Raw genomic sequence first — 17,652 nt, forward strand, 5'->3', positions numbered from 1 at the left:
GAAGGGAAAGAGAAAAGCCGTGGCGACACTTTTTGGTCCATGCATACGTATGCAAATAAGGGTTTTCACTAGGCCCGGCCTTGAAATGCGGCGCCTGCCAGCAGGCCTGGCCCCAGATCGCCGACGGCGCGGCAGCCCAACAGCGCCAGGTCGCGGTCCAGCTCGCTGCGCAGGATCTCCAGCACATGGCGCACGCCGGCCTCCCCCGCCAGCGCCGCCCCGAACAACGTGGGACGGCCAACGAAGACGAAGCGGGCGCCCAGCGCCAGCGCCTTGATGATGTCGGTGCCCCGCCGAAAGCCGCTGTCGACCATCAGCGCCATGTCCGGCGGCAGCCCCGGCGCGATGGCGGCCAGCGCCTGCAATGACGAGGCGGCGCCATCCAGCTGGCGCCCGCCGTGGTTGGACACGATGATGCCGTCGGCGCCCAACGCGGCGGCTCGGCGCGCGTCGTCCGGGTGCATCAGGCCTTTGATGACCAGGCGGCCGCGCCAGCGTTCGCGCAGCCAGGCCATGTCACCCCAGTCCAGCCGATCGCGGCCCGTGCGAAAGCCATGCGCCGGCTCGCGTGTGACCGGGGGGCCGATTTCTTCATACAGATTGGCAAACCGCGGCACGCCGCCGGCCAGCAAGGTGCGCAGCAGCACGCCGACGGTCCAGCGCGGCCGTGCCATCCCCTCCCCCACCAGCCGCGGCGTCAAGCGGAACGGAATGGTGAAATCGCGCCGCGCGTTGTTCTCGCGATTGGCCGCGACGCAGGTGTCCGCGGTGACCACCAGGGTGCCGACCCCGGCCGCCTCGAGCCGCGCCAGGATCCGCGCGATACGATCCCGGTCTCCCGGGAAATAGGCCTGGTACCAGGTATCCGGCGCCTCGCGCAGGACCCGTTCCAACGGCACATTGGAGGAGCCGCTCAGGATGAACGGCACCTGCGCCTGGCGCGCACCGCCCGCCAGCGCCAGGTCACACTCGTGGCGCACCATGCCCGCCAGGCCGGTCGGCGCGATGCCCACCGGCATCGCATGGGTGATGCCGAACAGGGCCGTGCGCAAGTCGCGCCCGGCCACGTCGTTGAGTCCGCGCGGCAGCAGCCGATAGTCGGCAAAGGCACGCCGGTTCTCGGCCAGCGTGGCTTCGTCCTCGGTGCCGCCGCGCACGAACTCATAGACGCTGCGTGGCAAGCGCCGCCCCGCGGCGCGCTCCACGTCGGCCACCGACAGCAGCCGCTTCAATCCCGTCATCGTCGCGCTCCCCGCCTCAGTTCTCGGGCTTGAGGTCCATGCGCTGGATCAGCGCGCCCCACTTGGCTTCATCCTCGCGCATGCGCCGCACCACTGCCGCGCCGTCCGACACGTGCAGGCTGACGCCCAGTTCCTGCAGGCGCGCCGCCAACGGCGCATCGTCGCCCAGGGCGCGCATGGCCGCGCTCAGGCGCTGCGCGATGTCGGGCGGCAGTCCCTTGGGCGCCATCAGCGCCAGCCAGAAGACCGCTTCGAAATCCGTCAGCCCGGCCGCCTCGTTCATGGTCGGCACCTGCGGCAGCAATTGCAGGCGCTGCGCCGTGGTCACGGCCAGCGCCCGGGTGCGTCCGCCCTGCACCAGCGGCGCGGCCTCGTTGGCCGCCGAGAACATCATCTGGATCTGGTTGCCCACCAGGTCCTGCGAGGCCGGGCCGCCGCCCTTGTAGTGCACCACCGTCATCTTCAGCCCGAAGCGGCTCATGAAATACTCGGCCGCAAGGTGGTTGATCGACCCCACGCCCGACGTACCGATGGCATAGCGGTCCGGCCGTTGCCGGATCAGGGCGATCAGCTCCTCCACGCTCTTGACCGGCAGGTCCTTGTTGACCTGCAGCACGAAGGGCGACTCGATCATCATCGAGATCGGCTCGAAGCTGTCGTAGGGCCGGTAGCCCACCTTGCCCTGGATCAGCGGGTTGAGCACCAGCGACACCGGCGCGGCATACAAGGTGTAGCCATCGGGCTTCTGCTGGGTCATCCAGTTGCTGGCCACGGTCGAGGCGGCGCCCGGCTTGTTCTCCACCACGATGTTGCCCTCGAGCTTGCGCGCCAGCTCGGCCATCACCGTCCGGCCCGACACGTCGGTCATGCCCCCGGCCGGATACGGCATGACAAGCTTGATGGGTTGTTCGGGATAGGCGGCGCCGGCGGCGGGGGCCAGCGCCGCCGCCAGCAACAGCGCGCCGGCCGCGCGTGCGGCCTGGATCATGATATGCATGGGTAAGTCTCCTGGATTCCGGGGGCCGTTCTTGGTCGGCCCCTCTGCTCGCGCCAGCGCCTCAGAGGGCGATGCCGGCTAGGTTGACGATGCTGTCCCGTGGGGGACGGCCTTCGAAGAAATCAATGATGTTGGTGGCGCACTCCGTGGCCATGCGCTCGATCGACGCATCGGTCAGCGACGCGGCATGCGGCGACAGCACCACCTCCGGGCGGCGCAGCAACGCATCGGCGGCGCCGGGCGGTTCCGGATCGAACACATCCAGGCCGGCGCCCGTGAGGTGGCCGCTTTCCAGCGCCGCCAACAGGCGCGCCGGATCCAGCAGCCCGCCGCGGGCGGTATTGATCACGATGGCGCCGCGCTTGAGCGCCAGCGGATCGATCAGGCCGCGGGTGGCGTCCGTCAACGGCAAGTGCAGGCTCACCACGTCGGCCTCGGCCAGGGCGGCCGCCAGGTCCGTGCGGATCTCGATCCCCTGCGGCAATGCCGCATCGGCGGGCAGAAACGGGTCATAGGCGAGCACCCGCATGTCGAAGGCCCGCAGCCGTTGCGCGGTGGCGCGGCCGATGCGGCCGACGCCCACGATCAGCGCGGTCTTGCCCGCCAGCTCGAACATCGGGCCGCGCAATGCCGCCTGCCACTGGCCGGCGCGCACGCCTGCGTCGTGCCCGATGACGCGCCGCGCGACGGCCAGCAACAGCGCCAGCGCGTGCTCGGCCACGCCGATGGCGTTGGCCCCCGGCGTGATCGCCAGCGGAATACCTCGCTCGGTCAGGGCGGCGACATCGACCGCGTCGTAGCCCACGCCATGGCGCGCCACGAAGCGCAACTTGCCGGCCGCCTCGATGTCCTGGCGCGACAAGGCCTGGAAACGCAGGATGACCGCGTCGGCGCGCGCCAGCCTGGCCCGGAACTCGGCCGGCGCCGGGCGCTCGACCAGATCCAGTTCGTGGCCCGCGTCCTCCAGGCGGCGCAAACCGGCCGCCGCCACAGGCATGGTGATCAATACCCTGGACATGTCTCCCTCGTTATCGTTGTGTCTGCCATGAGGGAAATTCTGGAGGGCGCGGACTCAGTCGTCCAATATATTATTCAACTCAGATTGAGTCGATTTCCATATTGCAAGGCCCTCCGATGAAGATGGATCTACGCCAGTTGCGCTACTTCGTGGCGGTCGCCGAAGAGCTGCACTTTGGCCGCGCCGCCGCGCGCATGCATATTTCGCAGCCCCCGCTGTCGCAACAGATCCGGCTGCTCGAGGACACCCTGGGCACGCAGCTGTTCCGCCGCAACCAGCGCAATGTGCGCCTGACGCACGAAGGCGAAGTCCTGCTGGCCCACATCAAGCCGCTGCTGGCGCGCTGGGACGAAACGCCGGGCATCGTCGCGGCCGCCAAGCGTGGCGACGCCGGTTTCCTGCGCGTCGGCTTCACCGCGGCCAGCGCCTACTATCTGATCCCGACCGCCATCGGCTCTTTCACGCGGCGGTTCCCGGCCGTGGAGCTGGCGCTGCATGAAATGATCTCGAACGACCAGGTCAGCGGCCTGCTGGAGAACCGGCTGGACGTGGGCTTGATGCGGCCGCACGCCCGCCATCCCGACCTGATGAGCCAGAAACTGCTGGACGAGCCGCTGATGGCGGTGCTGCCGGCGCAGCATCCGCTGGCCGCGCGCCCGGCCATCGACCTGCCCAGTCTGCGCGACCTGCCGTTGATCAGTTTCACGCCGGCCAACTCGCCCTACCTGCGCGACATGGTCGAAGGACTGCTCGGCCGTGACGGCCACACGCCGCTGGTGGTGCAACGCGCCACCCAGCCCCACACGCTGGTGTCGCTGGTGGCCGCCGGCCTGGGGGTCGCCCTGGTGCCCGAACTGACCTCGCGCAACCGGCTCGATGGCGTGGTCTACCGGCCCCTCGCGGTGCAGGACCCGCCGGTGGCCGAGATGTACGTGTGCTGGCGCAAGCAGGCCACCTCGACCCTGCTGGAGAACTTCCTGGCCAGCCTGGCCGAGGCGGCCCGCAGCCGCTGACCGCCGCGCCTCACTCGATACGGATGCCGGCAGTCTCGATCACGTGACGCCAGCGATCGCCGTCGGTGCGCACCAGGTCACGCATCTGCGCCGGCGTGCTGCCCACCATGTTCATTCCCATCGCCGCGTACTTCTCGCGCATCTGCGGCGATTGCACCACCTCGGCGATATCGCGCTGCAGCTTGTCGACGATGGCCGCGTCGGTGCCCGCCGGCACCGCCAGGCCGAACCACAGATCGGTGGCCAGGTCCGGATAGCCCGCTTCGCCGATGGTGGGCAAGTCCGGGAATTGCGGCAGGCGCTCGCGCGTCATGGCGGCCAGCGGCCGCAGGCGACCTTCCTGGAGATTGCCGATATTCGACGCCATGATGTCTATCATCATCTGCACCCGCCCCGTGCTGAGGTCGCCCACCGCCTGCTGCGAGCCCGGATAGGGCACGTGCACCATCTGCGTGCCCGTCGTCTCCAGAAAGCGCTCGCCCTGCAGGTGCAGGATGCCGCCCACGCCCGCCGAGGCATAGGACAACTCGCCCGGCCGCGACTTGGCCAGCGCCACCAGCTCGGCCACCGAGCGGGCCGGCAGGTCGCGCGACACCATCAGGATATTGGGCGCCGTGGACACCAGCGTCACCGGCGCCAGATCCTTGACCGGATCGAAGCGCAGCTTCTTGTACAGATAAGGCGCCACGGACAGCGTGCTCGACGTCGCCATCAGCAGCGTGTAGCCGTCCGCCGGCGAGCGGGCCACGTACTCGGCGCCGATCATGCTGGCCGCGCCCGGCTTGTTCTCGACGACGACCGGCTGGCCCCACTTGGCCGCCAGCTGCGTCGCCAGATCGCGCGGGATCAGGTCGACCATCGCGCCCGTGCCAAACGGCACGATGATACGCACGGGCTTGGAAGGAAAGGCCGGATCGGCGGCCGATGCGGACGGACTGATGCCAAACAGGCAGGTGGCCGCGGTCGCGGCCAGGATGCTGCGCAAGGTCTTCATGGTGGTCTCCTCTATTGTTTTGGTGCGGGCCCCTGTCCTGGTCCGGCGCCCGCGCGCCGACGCGATGTCAGCGATGCGAGTACGGCGTGCGGCCCTTGACCGGCAGTCGGGCGCGCAGGATCGATCCGGTCTCGCTCTCGGTGATATAGAGCGTGTGTGGATCGTCGGGATCGAAGGCCAGATTGGTGTTGCGGATGCCGGCGCATGATTCGATGCGCCCGCGCACTTCGCCCAGCGGATCCAGCCACCACACCACGCCCAGGCCGGAATGGGCCACCACCAGGCCGCCGTCCTCGCACACGGCCAGTCCATCCGGTCCGGCCAGGCCGCCACTGAAACGGGCGTAGACGCCAAGATTGCGCACCTGGACGCCGCGGCGGGTCGCGCGCAGGATTTCCAGCGACCGCGTGCTGGCCACGCAGAGCGCGGCCTGGTCCGGCATCACCACCACGCCATTCGGAAACGGCAGCCCCTGCAATACCGGCGCCGCCGCGCCACCTTCCTGCCAGGCGAACACGCGGCCGTGTGGATCCTCCAGCGCGCTGTGGCCGGGATCGGTGAAGAACACGGTGCCATCGTCGGCGAACGCCAGGTCATTCAGGCCGGAGAACCGCTGGCCCGGCGCCCATTGCGTCAATTCGCCGATGCGCTGACCCGTGTCCGGGTCGAACACCAGCAAGCCGTGCAGCGCGTCGGCCACGAACACCCGCCCATCGCGGTGGATGCGCAGACCGTTGGGACGCCCGTCATAGGACGCAAAGATTTCCCAGGCGCCGTCGCGGCCGATGCGGAAAATGCGCCCGTGGCATACATCGACGCAATACAATCGGCCCTGACGGTCAAAACCCGGGCCCTCAAGGAAGGAGTGCAAGGGACCGCCGCCGCGCGCCCGGCTCCAGTCGGTTTCCTGATTCAGGCGCAGATGGGCGGGGACGGCGGTATAGACCTCCGTGGGGATGATGGACAGCATGCGGATTCCAAAGCCGTGGATAAGCGCCAAGGCTAGGACAGGCGATGCGGAGCGTCCAATATGTTTGCGCGGCGGGATTGAGTGGCGTGCCGAATGGCTGGCGAGGCCCCGCCCCGCCGCGCCCGCCGCGCTGGACGGCCCGTGCCCGATCGGCGCGGTGGACGGATTGGGCGCGGCGTCGTTGCGTCATGATAGGGCGGCGGCGAACTGGAATACCATTCCAGTTCCTCGACCGCCACACCTGGAGCCTCGCATGCGCACCGCGCTGATCCTGCTTGCCTGCCTCGCGGCCTACGGCCTGGCCACCTATCTGCTGCAGGTCCCGTTGTGGGTGGGATTGGCGTATCTCTCGCTCAGCCTCATCACCATCGCCTTCTATACGTGGGACAAGGCGCAGGCGCGCGCCGGCCAGTGGCGGATTTCCGAGCGCACGCTGCATGGGCTGGCGCTGGCCGGCGGCTGGCCCGGCGCGCTGCTGGCGCAGCGCTGGCTGCGGCACAAGACCATCAAGCGGAGTTTCCGGATCCAGTTCTGGGCGACGGTGGCGTTGAACCTGGCCGCGTTCGTCGTCCTCTCGCCCGTGGCGCAGGCCTGGTGGCGGCCGTGATCGTTCCGCGCCGCGCGGCTCAGTTGGCCAACAATTTGACCGTCTGCGGGTTGTAGCCGGCATACGCGCCGCCATACGCGCCGCCGCAGGCCGCATGCGGTTGCGCCGCCGCCGGCAGTCCGGTGGCGCGGATCGCAAGCTCGCCGCCGCGCAGGCGGATTTCGCGGAAGCGCTCGGCGGCCACCGCGCCATCGGGCAGGACATACAGGCGCACGCGCATCAGCCCCTTGTCGGGATCGGCCTGGCTGGCCGCGCCGAATGCCGGCACCATCACGCTCGCCTCATGCCAGCGCGCCGGCTCCTCCAGCGTCTGCCAACGCACCCGCAGCGCCTGTTGCAGGTCGAGCATGGCCGGGCTGCCGCCCCGCACCGGATCGCACCGCTGCCCCGCCATGCTGCGGGCCGCGTACGCCAGGTCCAGCGTCTGGCCATTGATCTCCAGCCGCGCGATGGTCTGCGGCGTGTAGTTTTCCAGGCTGACGATCGCCAGCCCCGCGATGCGGGCCGCCGTCATCGCATCCTCGGTAGTCGCGGCGAATCGCGCGAGGCTGGGCGCCACCTCGACGTGGTCGGCGTAATGGAAGTACTGGTACAGCAGCAGCCCGGCATCGCCATAGCGGAAGGCCGGCCGCAGCGCGTCCAGGGCAGGCGCCGGCAACTGCCGCAGGGGCAGCGTCGTCGACGGCGCGCCGTCGCTGCTGGAATAGGCATAGCGGCTGACGTCCGCTTTCAGGCGCGCGCCCTCGTAGGGAAAGCCGCCCTCAGCCAGGGTGTTGGCCGTGGGATAGCGCAGAAAACGCGAGAACTGGATATTGTCCGCGGAAGCCGGTTCCATGTAGGGCGACCCGCCACCCGACGAGGACGACGCCGCGCGGTAGTCCAGCCAGATGGTGCGCCCGCTGAAGTTGACGTGGCTTTCGGCGATGGCCGGATTGGCGTCGCGGAAGCGGTCGGCGCGGCCCTGGCGGATCTCCTCGTTGACCGGCACGATCATCAGGGCCAGCAGCGTGGGCAGGAACAGCAGCGCATGGATGCGTCCGGGCACGTGGCCGCGATCGCGCAACAGGTACACGATCCAGGTCAGCGCCAGCAGGATCGCCAGCGGCCCGCCGAACAAGACCCCATACGACAGCAACGCCACCATGCCCCAGCCGAGGTTGTCGCTGAACACGGCGACCAGTCCCAGGGCCGCCACCAGGCCGGCCAGCGCGAACGAAACGATGATGCCGAACAGATAGTTCTTGGTCTTCAAGCGATAAGGCCTCGTCGGATTGCCCGGGCATGGGCGGCGGGGTCTTGCGGGTCGGGCGTGACACGTTGCGCCGCGCCGCCAACAATAACAGAGCGCCGGACCGGCACCGCCGGCGGGCGTCGGGCGGCCGCGCCATCCGCCATCAGCGCAACGCCTGGCTTACACGCCGCGTCCGTAGCACCCCAGGAACATCGCCACCGCCGAATCCACCACCCGCTCGCGCTCGGCCGGGCCCAGCGGCGGCTGGCCCAGCGTGACCTGCGGCCAGAACGCGAAGCTCTTCACCAGGCCCTGCAATTGATGCCCGGCGAATTCCGCGTCGATGTCGGCCAGGCGGCCGTCGGCGATGGCGGCGCGGATCCAGACGGTCTCGCCGCCCTCTTTCGCGCCCATGCGGCAGACGATGGCCTGGGCCCGTTCCGGCGTGTGGATGATTTCGGCCATGGCGACGCGCGCCAGATCGATGAAGTTGGGGTCGCCCAGCAGTTCCAGCTTGCGCATCAGCAGCTGCCGCAGCTGAACATCCAGCGGCTGGTCGGCGCGATAGGCCACGCTGGCGTTGGCGATGCTGCGGTTCCACAGGTGTTCCAGCATCAGCCCGAACAGTTCGTCCTTGCTGGGAAAGTGGTTGTACACCGTGCGCTTGGAGACGCCCGCGGCCGCCGCGATGCGGTCCATGCTGGTGGCCTCGTAGCCCGCCGTGCGGAATTCCTCCACGGCGGCGCTGAGGATAGCCTCGCGCTTCCTGTCGGTGAGCCGCTGCGGAACTTCTGCCATGGGAACGTCCTAATGAATAGATAGCGAAAATTTTACACTCTGCGGTGTACTTTCAAGAAAAAGGAAACTACACTGCTCAGTATACTTTTGGTGGATGCCCCGTCCGCCTGCCCTCTTTCCCGCCAGGATTTTCCGCCGTGACTCCCTCGACGCCCGACGCTTCCCCCAACCCACCGTCCGGCCCGACGCATCATCGCGACGGCCGCTTCCACAACGCCCGCCCGCGCCCGTCGCTGGGATTCTGGCAAGGGCTCAAGCTGACCTGGTCATTCCTGTTCGGCAAGCCGGCCGGCACCGTGCCCGACCAGCCGATTCCCGTGCGGCCGCTGACCCGCGCCGAGCTGGGCGCCGCGCCCGACCGCAGCCTGTTCCGGCTGGGGCACTCGACCCTGCTGCTGAAGCTGCGCGGCCGCTACTGGCTCACCGACCCGGTCTTTTCCAAGCGCGCCTCGCCGGTGCAATGGGCCGGCCCGGCCCGCTTCCACGCGCCGCCCGTGGCCCTGGACGACCTGCCGCCGATCGCCGGCGTGATCCTGTCGCACAACCACTACGACCACCTCGACCGCGCCGCCGTGACGCGGCTGGCCGCGCGCACCGGCCGCTTCATCGCGCCGCTGGGCGTGGGCGACCAACTGATCGCCTGGGGCATCGATCCGGCCAAGGTCGAGCAGCTCGACTGGTGGCAGTCCACCGAGGTCGACGGCCTGCGCCTGACCGCCACGCCGGCGCAGCATTTCTCCGGCCGCGGGCTGAGCGACAGCGACCGCAGCCTGTGGGCTTCCTGGGTCATCGACGACGACGGCATGCGGGTGTTCTTCAGCGGCGACAGCGGCTACTTCGACGGCTTCAAGGCCATCGGCGACGCCTACGGACCGTTCGACCTGACCCTGATGGAGACCGGCGCCTACGACAAGCGCTGGGCCTTCGTGCACATGCAGCCCGAGGAAACGCTGCAGGCCCACCTGGACCTGCGCGGCCGCTGGCTGCTGCCGATCCACAATGGCACCTTCGACCTGGCCATGCACGCGTGGCAGGAACCGTTCGAGCGCATCGCCGCCCTGGCCGCCGAACGCGGGGTGTCGTTGAGCACCCCGGAGATGGGTGAACGCCTGGATCTGGCCGCGCCGCATCCGGGCTCGCCCTGGTGGCGCGCCGTCGCCGCGCGTCAGTCGGCGACGCGCGAATGCCGACGTCTGGCGTTGTGCCGGGCAAAGTGAACCCGGCCATGACCGGTCGCGCCCGCGACCGGTGACGCCAATGTGTTTACAATCACGGCGCAACGCGTATTGCGCCAAAGCCAATGCCCGCGACCCGGGTATTGCGGCAGGACGAAGCCGCTTCGTCTAGTCTAGGGCCTGCACGCAAGACCTGACACGGGCTCCCGCCCCAGGGATACCCGGCCGCTTGGCCGGGTGCCGGGGCCCGTCAGGCGCCCACCCAACCCTGTTCGCAACCTCCCCCGCCCCGGCTTGCCGCCTTGGACGCGTGGATCGCTGTTTGCGTGTTTGATCGCCCCGGAGGTGCCCTCGCCCGTTTTCTCCGTAGTTCCTACAACGACAACAACATAATCCTTTGAACCGTAAGGTCTAATACCCATGAGAAAGTTTCTCAAAATCGTGGGCAGCCTGGTGGTGACGGTGGTGGTCGCGGCCGCCCTGTTCCTGTACTGGCCCCTGCACCAACGTTCGGTCCCGGCAGCCGACAACGACAAGCCCCTGGACGCCGTGCTCGTCGGCGGCGGCATCATGAGCGTAACGCTCGCCACCTACCTGCAGGAGTTGCAGCCGGACTGGCGCGTCGAGCTCTTCGAACGCCTGGACGGCGTGGCCCTGGAAAGCTCCAACGGCTGGAACAACGCAGGCACCGGCCACTCGGGCTTCGCTGAATTGAACTACACCCCCGAGATGCCCGACGGCTCGGTCGACATCAAGCGGGCCGTCAACATTGCCGAACAGTTCGAGGTCTCGCGCCAGTTCTGGGCGCACCAGGTCAAGACCGGCCGCCTCGGCCAGCCGTCGGACTTCATCAACCCGACCGGCCACATGAGCTTCGTGTGGGGCGATGACCGCATCGAATACCTGCGCAAGCGCCGCGACGCGCTGGTCAAGAGTCCGCTGTTCTACGGCATGGAATACTCGACCGATGCGGCGCAAATCCGCCAGTGGGCGCCGCTGCTGATGGAAGGCCGCGACGCCAACCAGAAGGTCGCCGCCACCTACATGCCGCTGGGCACCGACGTGAACTTCGGCGTCATCACCAACCAGCTGACCCAGGGCCTGCAACGCAATCCCAACTTCAAGCTGCAACTGCAGCACGAGGTCACCGCGCTGCGCCAGAACGACGACAAGACCTGGAACGTCACGGTCAAGGACCTGAAGACCAACCAGGAACGCACGGTGAAGTCGCGCTTCGTCTTCATCGGCGCGGGCGGCGCCTCGCTCAAGGTGCTGCAGCTGTCCGGCATTCCCGAATCAAAGAACTACGCCGGCTTCCCGGTGGGCGGCCAGTTCCTGGCCTTCGACGCGCCGGCCATCGCCGGCCGCCACGAGGTCAAGGCCTATGGCATGGCCGACACCGATTCGCCGCCGATGTCGGTGCCGCACCTGGACGCGCGCAAGCTCGACGGCAAGCCGGTGGTGCTGTTCGGCCCGTTCGCGCTGGCCACGACCAAGTTCCTCAAGCAAGGCTCGTCCTTCGACCTGTTCTCGTCGGTCAACCACAACAACGTCACCAGCATGGTGGACGTGGGCCTGGAGAACCTGGACCTGGTCAAGTACCTGATCAACCAGGCGCAGTTGACCGATGCCGACCGCCACGCGCAGCTGCTCAAGTACTTCCCGCAGGCCAAGCCCGAGGACTGGCGCCTGGTGACGGCCGGCGAACGCGTCCAGGTCATCAAGCGCGATCCCGAGAAAGGCCCGATCCTGCAGTTCGGCACCGAAGTCGTGACCGACAAGGACAACACCATCGCCGCGCTGCTGGGCGCATCGCCGGGCGCCTCGACCTCGCCGCCCATCATGCTGAACCTGCTGGCCAAGGCCTTCCCCCAGCAGATGGAAGCGGGCTGGAAGACGCGCCTGAAGGAGATCATCCCGTCGTACGGCCAGAAGCTCAATGACAGCCCGGCGCTGACCAATCAGATCCGCGCCATGACGAGCCAGGTGCTGCACCTGCCGTACGTGGAAGTGCCGGTGCCGGACGCGACGCCGGCCGCGGCGCCCGCGACCGGCGCGCCGGCCCAGCCGGCGCCAGGCCGCAACGCCAATACCGAGATGCAGGCGCTGTAACGGCCTGCCCCGCCCTCCCCGCGTGGGAGGGCTTTTTTTTGCGCGTCGGTCATTGTGCTAAGGTGCCCCATCGGCTATCGGATGATGACAAGAAACATGCGCAATCCCCTGGCTCGCCCGCGGTGGCCCCTGGCCGCCGCCCTGTTGTCGCTGGCCCTGGCCGCCCTGGCCGGGCCGCTGCAGGCCCGCACCGTCTACAACGACAAGGGGCTGCGCGGCGAGGAAACCGACATCGGCTTCCAGGACTACCAGGAAGGCAAGCGGCGCAACGCCAGCCAATACACCTTGACCTACCAGCGCCAGCCGCTCTGCGGCAAGGGCGTCAAGCTGGGCGAGCGTTTCCTGCCCGCGGACGATCCGCGCCGCGCGCGCGACTATTTCTGCGGCCCGGCCAAGGCCATCAACGCCAACGGCGTGCTGGCCTTCGTCACCCGCACGTCGGGCCACGGCAACCTGCTGTACCTGGACGTCGGCGGAGGCGATCTGCGCATTACCGACATTGCGGTGCAGAAGGAAGGCGACGGCGACAGCATCGGCGGCCTGGTGTTCCTGGACGCCGGCGAGCCCGGCTGGACGCGCTACGAAAACGGCTGGTACGAGACCACCCTGATCCGCCACGAACCGTTCCAGGTCGTGAAGCTGGGCCGCGGCCGCCTGCTGGATATCGACAACGGCGTGGCCTTCCTGCTGGTGCCGCGCGGCCAGGAGGTGCAGACCGTCAAGCCGGCCAGCGTGGGCCAGACGGCCAATGGCACGCCGGTGGTGATCGCGGCCGAACTGCGCCAGCGGCCGACGGCGCTGCGGTTTCGCGCGGTGGACCTGAACAGCGGCCGCGAACTGGCCAGCGTGGCCGCGCCCGATGTCTGCCTGGAGGCGCCAACCATGGACTTCTGGGGCACCGGCGGTGCCACGTCGGCGCAGGTGCCCTACGCCGAGTTGGCCGCGTGGCGGGCGCGCAATCTGGCCTATGCGGCCGGCGCCAAGCCGTCGTTACGCCTGATGGCGGCCAACGAACTGCGCCCGGCGGCCAACTGCCAGCCGGATTGGCGGCCGGCGCGCTGACGCGCCACATCTGCCCTCGAGAACGCGGCGCGATCGCGCCGCACGACCGCGCCGCGCCATCCCCAACCGATACGCGCCGGACGGCCCCGTGCGCGCATCGTCGCTCAATATTAGGGTTTTCACTCATAAATTCGCTGAATTTCGCGGATAAGAATTCAGAATTTTTCTTATGGTGGGGGCGCGCGTATAACGGTCTACGCAGCAACCTCAACCCACCTACAGAGAGAAAATCATGAGGGGAAATTCCAAGACGGGCCACCAGCCGGTGCGCGCGTCGACCGCCGCTTTCATCGGCACGATGATCGAGTGGTATGACTTCTACATCTACGCCACCGCCGCCGCGCTGGTGTTCGGCAAACTGTTCTTCCCGTCGGCCACCGGCTTCTACGGCACGCTGGCGGCCTTCGGCACCTTCGCGGTGGGCTTTTTCGCGCGGCCGCTGGGCGGCGCCCTGTTCGGCCACATCGGCGACCGCATCGGCCGCAAGAAATCGCTGGTCATCACGCTGTTGATGATGGGCACGGTGACGGTGCTGATCGGCCTGTTGCCCACCTATGCCTCGATCGGCTTCTGGGCGCCGGTGCTGCTGGTGCTGTTGCGCATCGTGCAGGGCGTGGCGGTGGGCGGCGAATGGGGCGGCGCGGTGCTGATGGCGGGCGAGCATTCGCCGGACAAGAGCCGCCGCACCTTCTTCGCCTCGTTCGCGCAGCTGGGCAGCCCGGCCGGCCTGATCCTGTCGATGCTGATGTTCAAGCTGGTGACCGGCCTGGACGACGCCGCCTTCCTCAGCTGGGGCTGGCGCGTGCCGTTCCTGTTCTCGGCGGTGCTGCTGCTGGTGGGTTTCGTGATCCGCCTGAGCGTCAACGAGTCGCCCGATTTCCTCGAGGAAAAGCAGGCCCAGGCCAAGCGCGCCAAGCCGGCCCGGGCACCGCTGGCCCAGGTGCTGACCGGCGCGCCGCGCCTGCTGGCGCTGGCCGTGGGCGCCAACGTGCTGGGCATTGCCGGGTTCTATTTCACCAGCACCTTCATGATCGCCTACACCACCCAGTACGTGGGCCTGAACCGCGCGGTCATCCTGGACTGCCTGCTGGTGGTGTCGATCATGCAGTTCTTCATCACGCCGCTGGCGGCGTATATCGCCGGCCGCGTGGGCAACCTGCGCTTCCTGGGCGCCACGGCGCTGGTGTCGGTCTTCACGCCCTACGCCATGTTCAACCTGGTGGACCTGGGATCGCTCGGCGCGATCACGCTGGGCATCGGCGTGGCGGTGCTGTTCATGGGCGCCTATTATGCGGTGATCGCCGGCTTCGTCAGCGACAGCTTCCCCACCGCGATCCGCTATACCGGCATTTCCATGGCGTACCAGTTGTCGGGCGCCATCTTCGGCGGCCTGACGCCGATGCTGGGCACGGTGCTGGCCGAGAACTTCAAGGGCCAGTGGTGGCCGCTGGCGCTGCTGTTCTCGGCGATCTCGCTGCTTTCGCTGGTATCCGTGCTTTCGCTGGGCGCCTACCGCCAGCGCCATGTCCAATTCCAACCCGAGGCTCAACAAGCATGAAGGCGTACTTCCACGACGACCAGAAACTGCACCATCCGCAGACCTATTTCTCGCGCGGCAAGATGCGCACGCCGCAGGAAGTGCCGTCGCGCCTGGACGCGCTGGCGCACGCCGCGCGCGCCCTGGGCTTCGACGTGCAGGCGCCGGCCGACCACGGCGGCGCCGCGCTCGAGGCGGTGCACACGCCCGCCTACCTGCGCTTCCTGCAGAACGCCCACGCCGACTGGAAGAAACTGCCCGAGGACTGGGGCGACGAAGTCGTCTCCAACGTCTTCGTGCGCGAGCCCAATGCGCTGCGCGGCGTGCTGGCGCAGGCCGCCCGCTACCTGGCCGACGGCAGTTGCCCGGTGGGGCCGCACACCTGGCATTCGGCCTACTGGTCGGCGCAATGCGCCATTGCCGGCGCCGACCGCATCGCGGCCGGCGACCGCCATGCCTACGCCATCTGCCGTCCGCCCGGCCACCATGCGCGCCGCGACGCCGCCGGCGGCTTCTGTTACCTGAACAACGCCGCCATCGCCGCGCAGCGCCTGCGCGACACGTTCGGCCGCGTCGCCATCCTGGACACCGACATGCACCACGGCCAGGGCATCCAGGACATCTTCTACGAGCGCAGCGACGTGCTGTACGTCTCGATCCACGGCGACCCCGAGAATTTCTATCCCGTGGTGGCCGGTTTCGAGGACGAGCGCGGCGCGGGGGACGGCTACGGCTACAACCTCAACCTGCCGATGCCGCACGGTTCGCCCGAGTCGGTGTTCTTCGACCGGCTGCGCGAGGCGCGCGCCGCGATCGAGCAGTTCCGGCCCGACGCGCTGGTGCTGTCGCTGGGCTTCGACATCTTCGAGAAGGATCCGCAGGCCATGGTGGCGGTCACGGAAGACGGCTTCGAACGGCTCGGCCGCGAGGTCGCCGGCCTGAAGCTGCCGACCTTGATCGTGCAGGAAGGCGGCTACTATATCGAGGGCTTGGAATCCAACGCAGCGCGTTTCTTCGCGGGGCTGGCCGGCGCCTGAATCCAGGCGTGGGGCCGCGGCGGCGGGCGCCGGCCCGCCCCTTTCGCAGCCATCGTCCCGGCCCCCCATGCCCTCTGCCCCCGCCCGCCCCGCCAATACCCACTCGCTCGCGCCCGAGCGCATGGACTGGAACCTGCTGCGCACCTTCATGTTCGTGGTGCAGGCGCGCGGCGTGGGCCGGGCGGCACAGGCCTTGCACCTGAGCCAACCGGCGGTCAGCCAGGCGCTCAAGCGGCTCGAGGACGCGGTCGGCGGCATGCTGCTGCACCGCCGCAACGGCGAATTCCGCCTGACCGGCCTGGGCGAGGAAATCTACGCCGTCGCCCGCGACATGTACGGCACCATGGCGCGCATCGAGACCGCCGCCGCGCAGGACAAGGACGAGGTCGCCGGCACGCTGCGGCTGCTGGTCATGAGCCGCATCCAGAGCGCGGCCTACGACGACTTCCTGGCGGACTTCCACCAGCGCCATCCCCAGATCGAGTTCCATATCGAGGTGCTGCCCAGCGCCGACATCCTGGACGCGCTGTCCAAGCGCGTGCCGGCGCTGGGCCTGTGCCTGTGCCGCAAGCCGGTCGAGGCGCTGGAGCGCCGGCTGTTCCTGCGCCACCACTACGCGGTGGTGTGCGGCCGCCGCCATCCGCTGTTCTCGCGGCCCCGGGTCGGGATCGAGGACCTGATGGACCAGAATTTCGTCTGCTTCGCCAGCGACCAGATCGGCGACACGCTGTCGCCGCTGACCATCTTCCGCGACGAGCAGGGGTTCACCGGGCGCATCGTCGGCACCTCGCCGCACATCGAGGAGGTGCGGCGCATGGTGGTGGCCGGCATCGGCCTGAGCTTCCTGCCCGAGCACCTGATCGTGCCGGACGTGGTCAACGGCGAGCTGCGGCGCCTGCCGCCCAACGAAAGCGTGGCCGAGATCGACGTGTTCCTGACCTGGCACCGGCAGCGCAAGCTGAGCGCGGTCGAAATGGCCTATCTGGCCGCGTTCGAGCGTTTCCTGGAGCGCACGCCGCTGGCCGCCCGCGCACGCTGAGGCCGTGGCGCCGCACCCCGGGCCGGCCACGGCCTGCCCCGTTCGATTACCGGCAAGATAACCCTGCCCGGCGGCCCCGGTTCTGGCGATAATGATCGTTCCCCATCGCTTCGCCACCTGAGGACGCACATGTCTCGTTGGACCTTCTACACCGCGCCGGGCACCTGCGCCCTGGCCACCCATATCGCCCTGCATGAAGCCGGCGCCGACTTCGAGGTCGTGAAGCTGGACTTCAGCGCCGGACAGCAGCAAAGCCCCGAATACCTGCGCGTCAATCCCAAGGGCCGGGTGCCGGCGCTGGCCACCGAGCATGGCGTCCTGACCGAAACGCCGGCGCTGCTGGCCTTCGTGGCGCAGTCCTTTCCCCAGGCCGGCCTGGCGCCGCTGGGCGACGCCTACGCCTTCGCGCGCCTGCAGGAACTGAACAGCTACCTGGCGTCCACCGCCCACGTGGCGCACGCGCACAAGCGGCGCGGCGCGCGCTGGGCCGACGACCCGGCCGCGCATGAAGCCATGCGCGCCAAAGTGCCCGAGACCATGACGACCTGCGCCGCCTACCTGGAATCGCAGATCGCCGGGCCGTGGGCGCTGGGCGAGCAGTTCAGCGTGGCCGACGCCTATCTCTACACCATCGGCAGCTGGCTGGAGGGCGACGGCGTCGACCTGGCGCGTTTCCCCAAGCTGGGCGCCTACCTGGCGCGGGTCGCGGCGCGGCCGGCGGTGCAGCGTGCGCTGGCCGACGCCAGCCAGTGACGCGCTGAGCGATCCGGCCCCGGCCGGATTCCCTGGCGGCCGGACCGTCACATGGCGGCCCGGGTCGT

At 68.8% G+C, this 17,652-nt stretch carries 16 protein-coding genes; 9 read left to right on the plus strand and 7 right to left on the minus strand.

Features of this window, described 5'->3' with window-relative positions:
* Positions 1-68: 68 nt before the first annotated feature.
* From I6I07_RS23775 to I6I07_RS23785, 3 genes are all read right to left on the minus strand, one after another.
* Entirely contained in the window at positions 69-1,241 is a 1,173-nt protein-coding gene (locus I6I07_RS23775) for an alpha-hydroxy acid oxidase (RefSeq protein WP_198483977.1), read from the minus strand.
* A gap of 16 nt (positions 1,242-1,257) precedes the next feature.
* The gene (locus I6I07_RS23780) at positions 1,258-2,238 is read right to left on the minus strand and encodes a Bug family tripartite tricarboxylate transporter substrate binding protein (protein ID WP_198483978.1); all 981 of its coding nucleotides are present in this window, start codon (positions 2,236-2,238) and stop codon (positions 1,258-1,260) included.
* Between the two features lie 61 nt (positions 2,239-2,299).
* Positions 2,300-3,256: an NAD(P)-dependent oxidoreductase gene (locus I6I07_RS23785; RefSeq protein WP_198483979.1), complete on the minus strand. Its 957-nt coding sequence runs from the start codon at positions 3,254-3,256 to the stop codon at positions 2,300-2,302.
* A gap of 116 nt (positions 3,257-3,372) precedes the next feature.
* On the opposite strand from I6I07_RS23785, the gene I6I07_RS23790 reads away from it, so the two are divergent.
* Complete coding sequence (locus tag I6I07_RS23790; protein WP_198483980.1) at positions 3,373-4,269, plus strand: LysR family transcriptional regulator; 897 nt, start codon at positions 3,373-3,375, stop codon at positions 4,267-4,269.
* A 10-nt stretch (positions 4,270-4,279) separates the two neighbouring features.
* Here the strand turns inward: I6I07_RS23790 and I6I07_RS23795 are convergent, their stop codons facing one another.
* Together I6I07_RS23795 and I6I07_RS23800 are read right to left on the minus strand one after the other, a co-directional pair.
* Entirely contained in the window at positions 4,280-5,263 is a 984-nt protein-coding gene (locus I6I07_RS23795) for a Bug family tripartite tricarboxylate transporter substrate binding protein (RefSeq protein ID WP_198483981.1), read from the minus strand.
* A gap of 67 nt (positions 5,264-5,330) precedes the next feature.
* Positions 5,331-6,233 (minus strand): SMP-30/gluconolactonase/LRE family protein, encoded by a 903-nt coding sequence (locus I6I07_RS23800; RefSeq protein ID WP_198483982.1) that lies wholly within the window; start codon positions 6,231-6,233, stop codon positions 5,331-5,333.
* A gap of 253 nt (positions 6,234-6,486) precedes the next feature.
* Here I6I07_RS23800 and I6I07_RS23805 point away from each other — a divergent pair, with 253 nt between their 5' ends.
* Positions 6,487-6,840, plus strand: coding sequence for a DUF1294 domain-containing protein (locus I6I07_RS23805; RefSeq protein WP_232625709.1), 354 nt, complete (start codon positions 6,487-6,489; stop codon positions 6,838-6,840).
* Between the two features lie 19 nt (positions 6,841-6,859).
* Here the strand turns inward: I6I07_RS23805 and I6I07_RS23810 are convergent, their stop codons facing one another.
* Positions 6,860-8,092, minus strand: a complete 1,233-nt coding sequence (locus tag I6I07_RS23810; RefSeq protein ID WP_198483983.1) for a hypothetical protein — start codon at positions 8,090-8,092, stop codon at positions 6,860-6,862.
* 159 nt (positions 8,093-8,251) lie between these two features.
* A complete protein-coding gene (locus tag I6I07_RS23815) occupies positions 8,252-8,869 on the minus strand; it encodes a TetR/AcrR family transcriptional regulator (RefSeq protein ID WP_198483984.1) in 618 nt (205 codons plus the stop codon).
* Positions 8,870-9,006: 137 nt separating this feature from the next.
* Here I6I07_RS23815 and I6I07_RS23820 point away from each other — a divergent pair, with 137 nt between their 5' ends.
* The 7 genes from I6I07_RS23820 to I6I07_RS23850 all read left to right on the plus strand — a co-directional run bounded on the left by I6I07_RS23820 (position 9,007) and on the right by I6I07_RS23850 (position 17,584).
* Positions 9,007-10,086, plus strand: coding sequence for an MBL fold metallo-hydrolase (locus I6I07_RS23820; RefSeq protein WP_198483985.1), 1,080 nt, complete (start codon positions 9,007-9,009; stop codon positions 10,084-10,086).
* A gap of 378 nt (positions 10,087-10,464) precedes the next feature.
* Entirely contained in the window at positions 10,465-12,156 is a 1,692-nt protein-coding gene (gene mqo, locus I6I07_RS23825) for a malate dehydrogenase (quinone) (protein WP_198483986.1), read from the plus strand.
* 96 nt (positions 12,157-12,252) lie between these two features.
* Positions 12,253-13,218: a hypothetical protein gene (locus I6I07_RS23830; RefSeq protein WP_198483987.1), complete on the plus strand. Its 966-nt coding sequence runs from the start codon at positions 12,253-12,255 to the stop codon at positions 13,216-13,218.
* A 232-nt stretch (positions 13,219-13,450) separates the two neighbouring features.
* Positions 13,451-14,776 (plus strand): MFS transporter, encoded by a 1,326-nt coding sequence (locus tag I6I07_RS23835; protein WP_198483988.1) that lies wholly within the window; start codon positions 13,451-13,453, stop codon positions 14,774-14,776.
* Positions 14,773-15,792: a histone deacetylase family protein gene (locus I6I07_RS23840; protein WP_198483989.1), complete on the plus strand. Its 1,020-nt coding sequence runs from the start codon at positions 14,773-14,775 to the stop codon at positions 15,790-15,792. Before I6I07_RS23835 ends, I6I07_RS23840 begins: the two co-directional genes overlap by 4 nt.
* 67 nt (positions 15,793-15,859) lie before the next feature.
* Positions 15,860-16,831 carry a LysR family transcriptional regulator gene (locus I6I07_RS23845; protein ID WP_198483990.1) on the plus strand — a complete coding sequence of 324 codons (972 nt, stop codon included), beginning with the start codon at positions 15,860-15,862 and terminating at the stop codon, positions 16,829-16,831.
* 129 nt (positions 16,832-16,960) lie between these two features.
* A complete protein-coding gene (locus I6I07_RS23850; RefSeq protein ID WP_006394992.1) occupies positions 16,961-17,584 on the plus strand; it encodes a glutathione S-transferase family protein in 624 nt (207 codons plus the stop codon).
* Positions 17,585-17,652 lie beyond the last annotated feature (68 nt).

Origin of the sequence: Achromobacter deleyi (genome assembly GCF_016127315.1) — a bacterium.
In the GTDB taxonomy this organism is placed as follows: domain Bacteria; phylum Pseudomonadota; class Gammaproteobacteria; order Burkholderiales; family Burkholderiaceae_B; genus Achromobacter; species Achromobacter insuavis_A.

Excerpts from the sequence above, each read along its gene's own strand:
- I6I07_RS23790 (WP_198483980.1), top strand. The coding sequence starts at position 3,373 with ATGAAGATGGATCTACGCCAGTTGCGCTACTTCGTGGCGGTCGCCGAA.
- I6I07_RS23780 (WP_198483978.1), bottom strand. The coding sequence starts at position 2,238 with ATGCATATCATGATCCAGGCCGCACGCGCGGCCGGCGCGCTGTTGCTG.
- mqo (WP_198483986.1), top strand. The coding sequence starts at position 10,465 with ATGAGAAAGTTTCTCAAAATCGTGGGCAGCCTGGTGGTGACGGTGGTG.
- I6I07_RS23805 (WP_232625709.1), top strand. The coding sequence starts at position 6,487 with ATGCGCACCGCGCTGATCCTGCTTGCCTGCCTCGCGGCCTACGGCCTG.
- I6I07_RS23850 (WP_006394992.1), top strand. The coding sequence starts at position 16,961 with ATGTCTCGTTGGACCTTCTACACCGCGCCGGGCACCTGCGCCCTGGCC.
- I6I07_RS23815 (WP_198483984.1), bottom strand. The coding sequence starts at position 8,869 with ATGGCAGAAGTTCCGCAGCGGCTCACCGACAGGAAGCGCGAGGCTATC.
- I6I07_RS23795 (WP_198483981.1), bottom strand. The coding sequence starts at position 5,263 with ATGAAGACCTTGCGCAGCATCCTGGCCGCGACCGCGGCCACCTGCCTG.
- I6I07_RS23775 (WP_198483977.1), bottom strand. The coding sequence starts at position 1,241 with ATGACGGGATTGAAGCGGCTGCTGTCGGTGGCCGACGTGGAGCGCGCC.
- I6I07_RS23800 (WP_198483982.1), bottom strand. The coding sequence starts at position 6,233 with ATGCTGTCCATCATCCCCACGGAGGTCTATACCGCCGTCCCCGCCCAT.
- I6I07_RS23845 (WP_198483990.1), top strand. The coding sequence starts at position 15,860 with ATGCCCTCTGCCCCCGCCCGCCCCGCCAATACCCACTCGCTCGCGCCC.
- I6I07_RS23830 (WP_198483987.1), top strand. The coding sequence starts at position 12,253 with ATGCGCAATCCCCTGGCTCGCCCGCGGTGGCCCCTGGCCGCCGCCCTG.
- I6I07_RS23785 (WP_198483979.1), bottom strand. The coding sequence starts at position 3,256 with ATGTCCAGGGTATTGATCACCATGCCTGTGGCGGCGGCCGGTTTGCGC.
- I6I07_RS23840 (WP_198483989.1), top strand. The coding sequence starts at position 14,773 with ATGAAGGCGTACTTCCACGACGACCAGAAACTGCACCATCCGCAGACC.
- I6I07_RS23835 (WP_198483988.1), top strand. The coding sequence starts at position 13,451 with ATGAGGGGAAATTCCAAGACGGGCCACCAGCCGGTGCGCGCGTCGACC.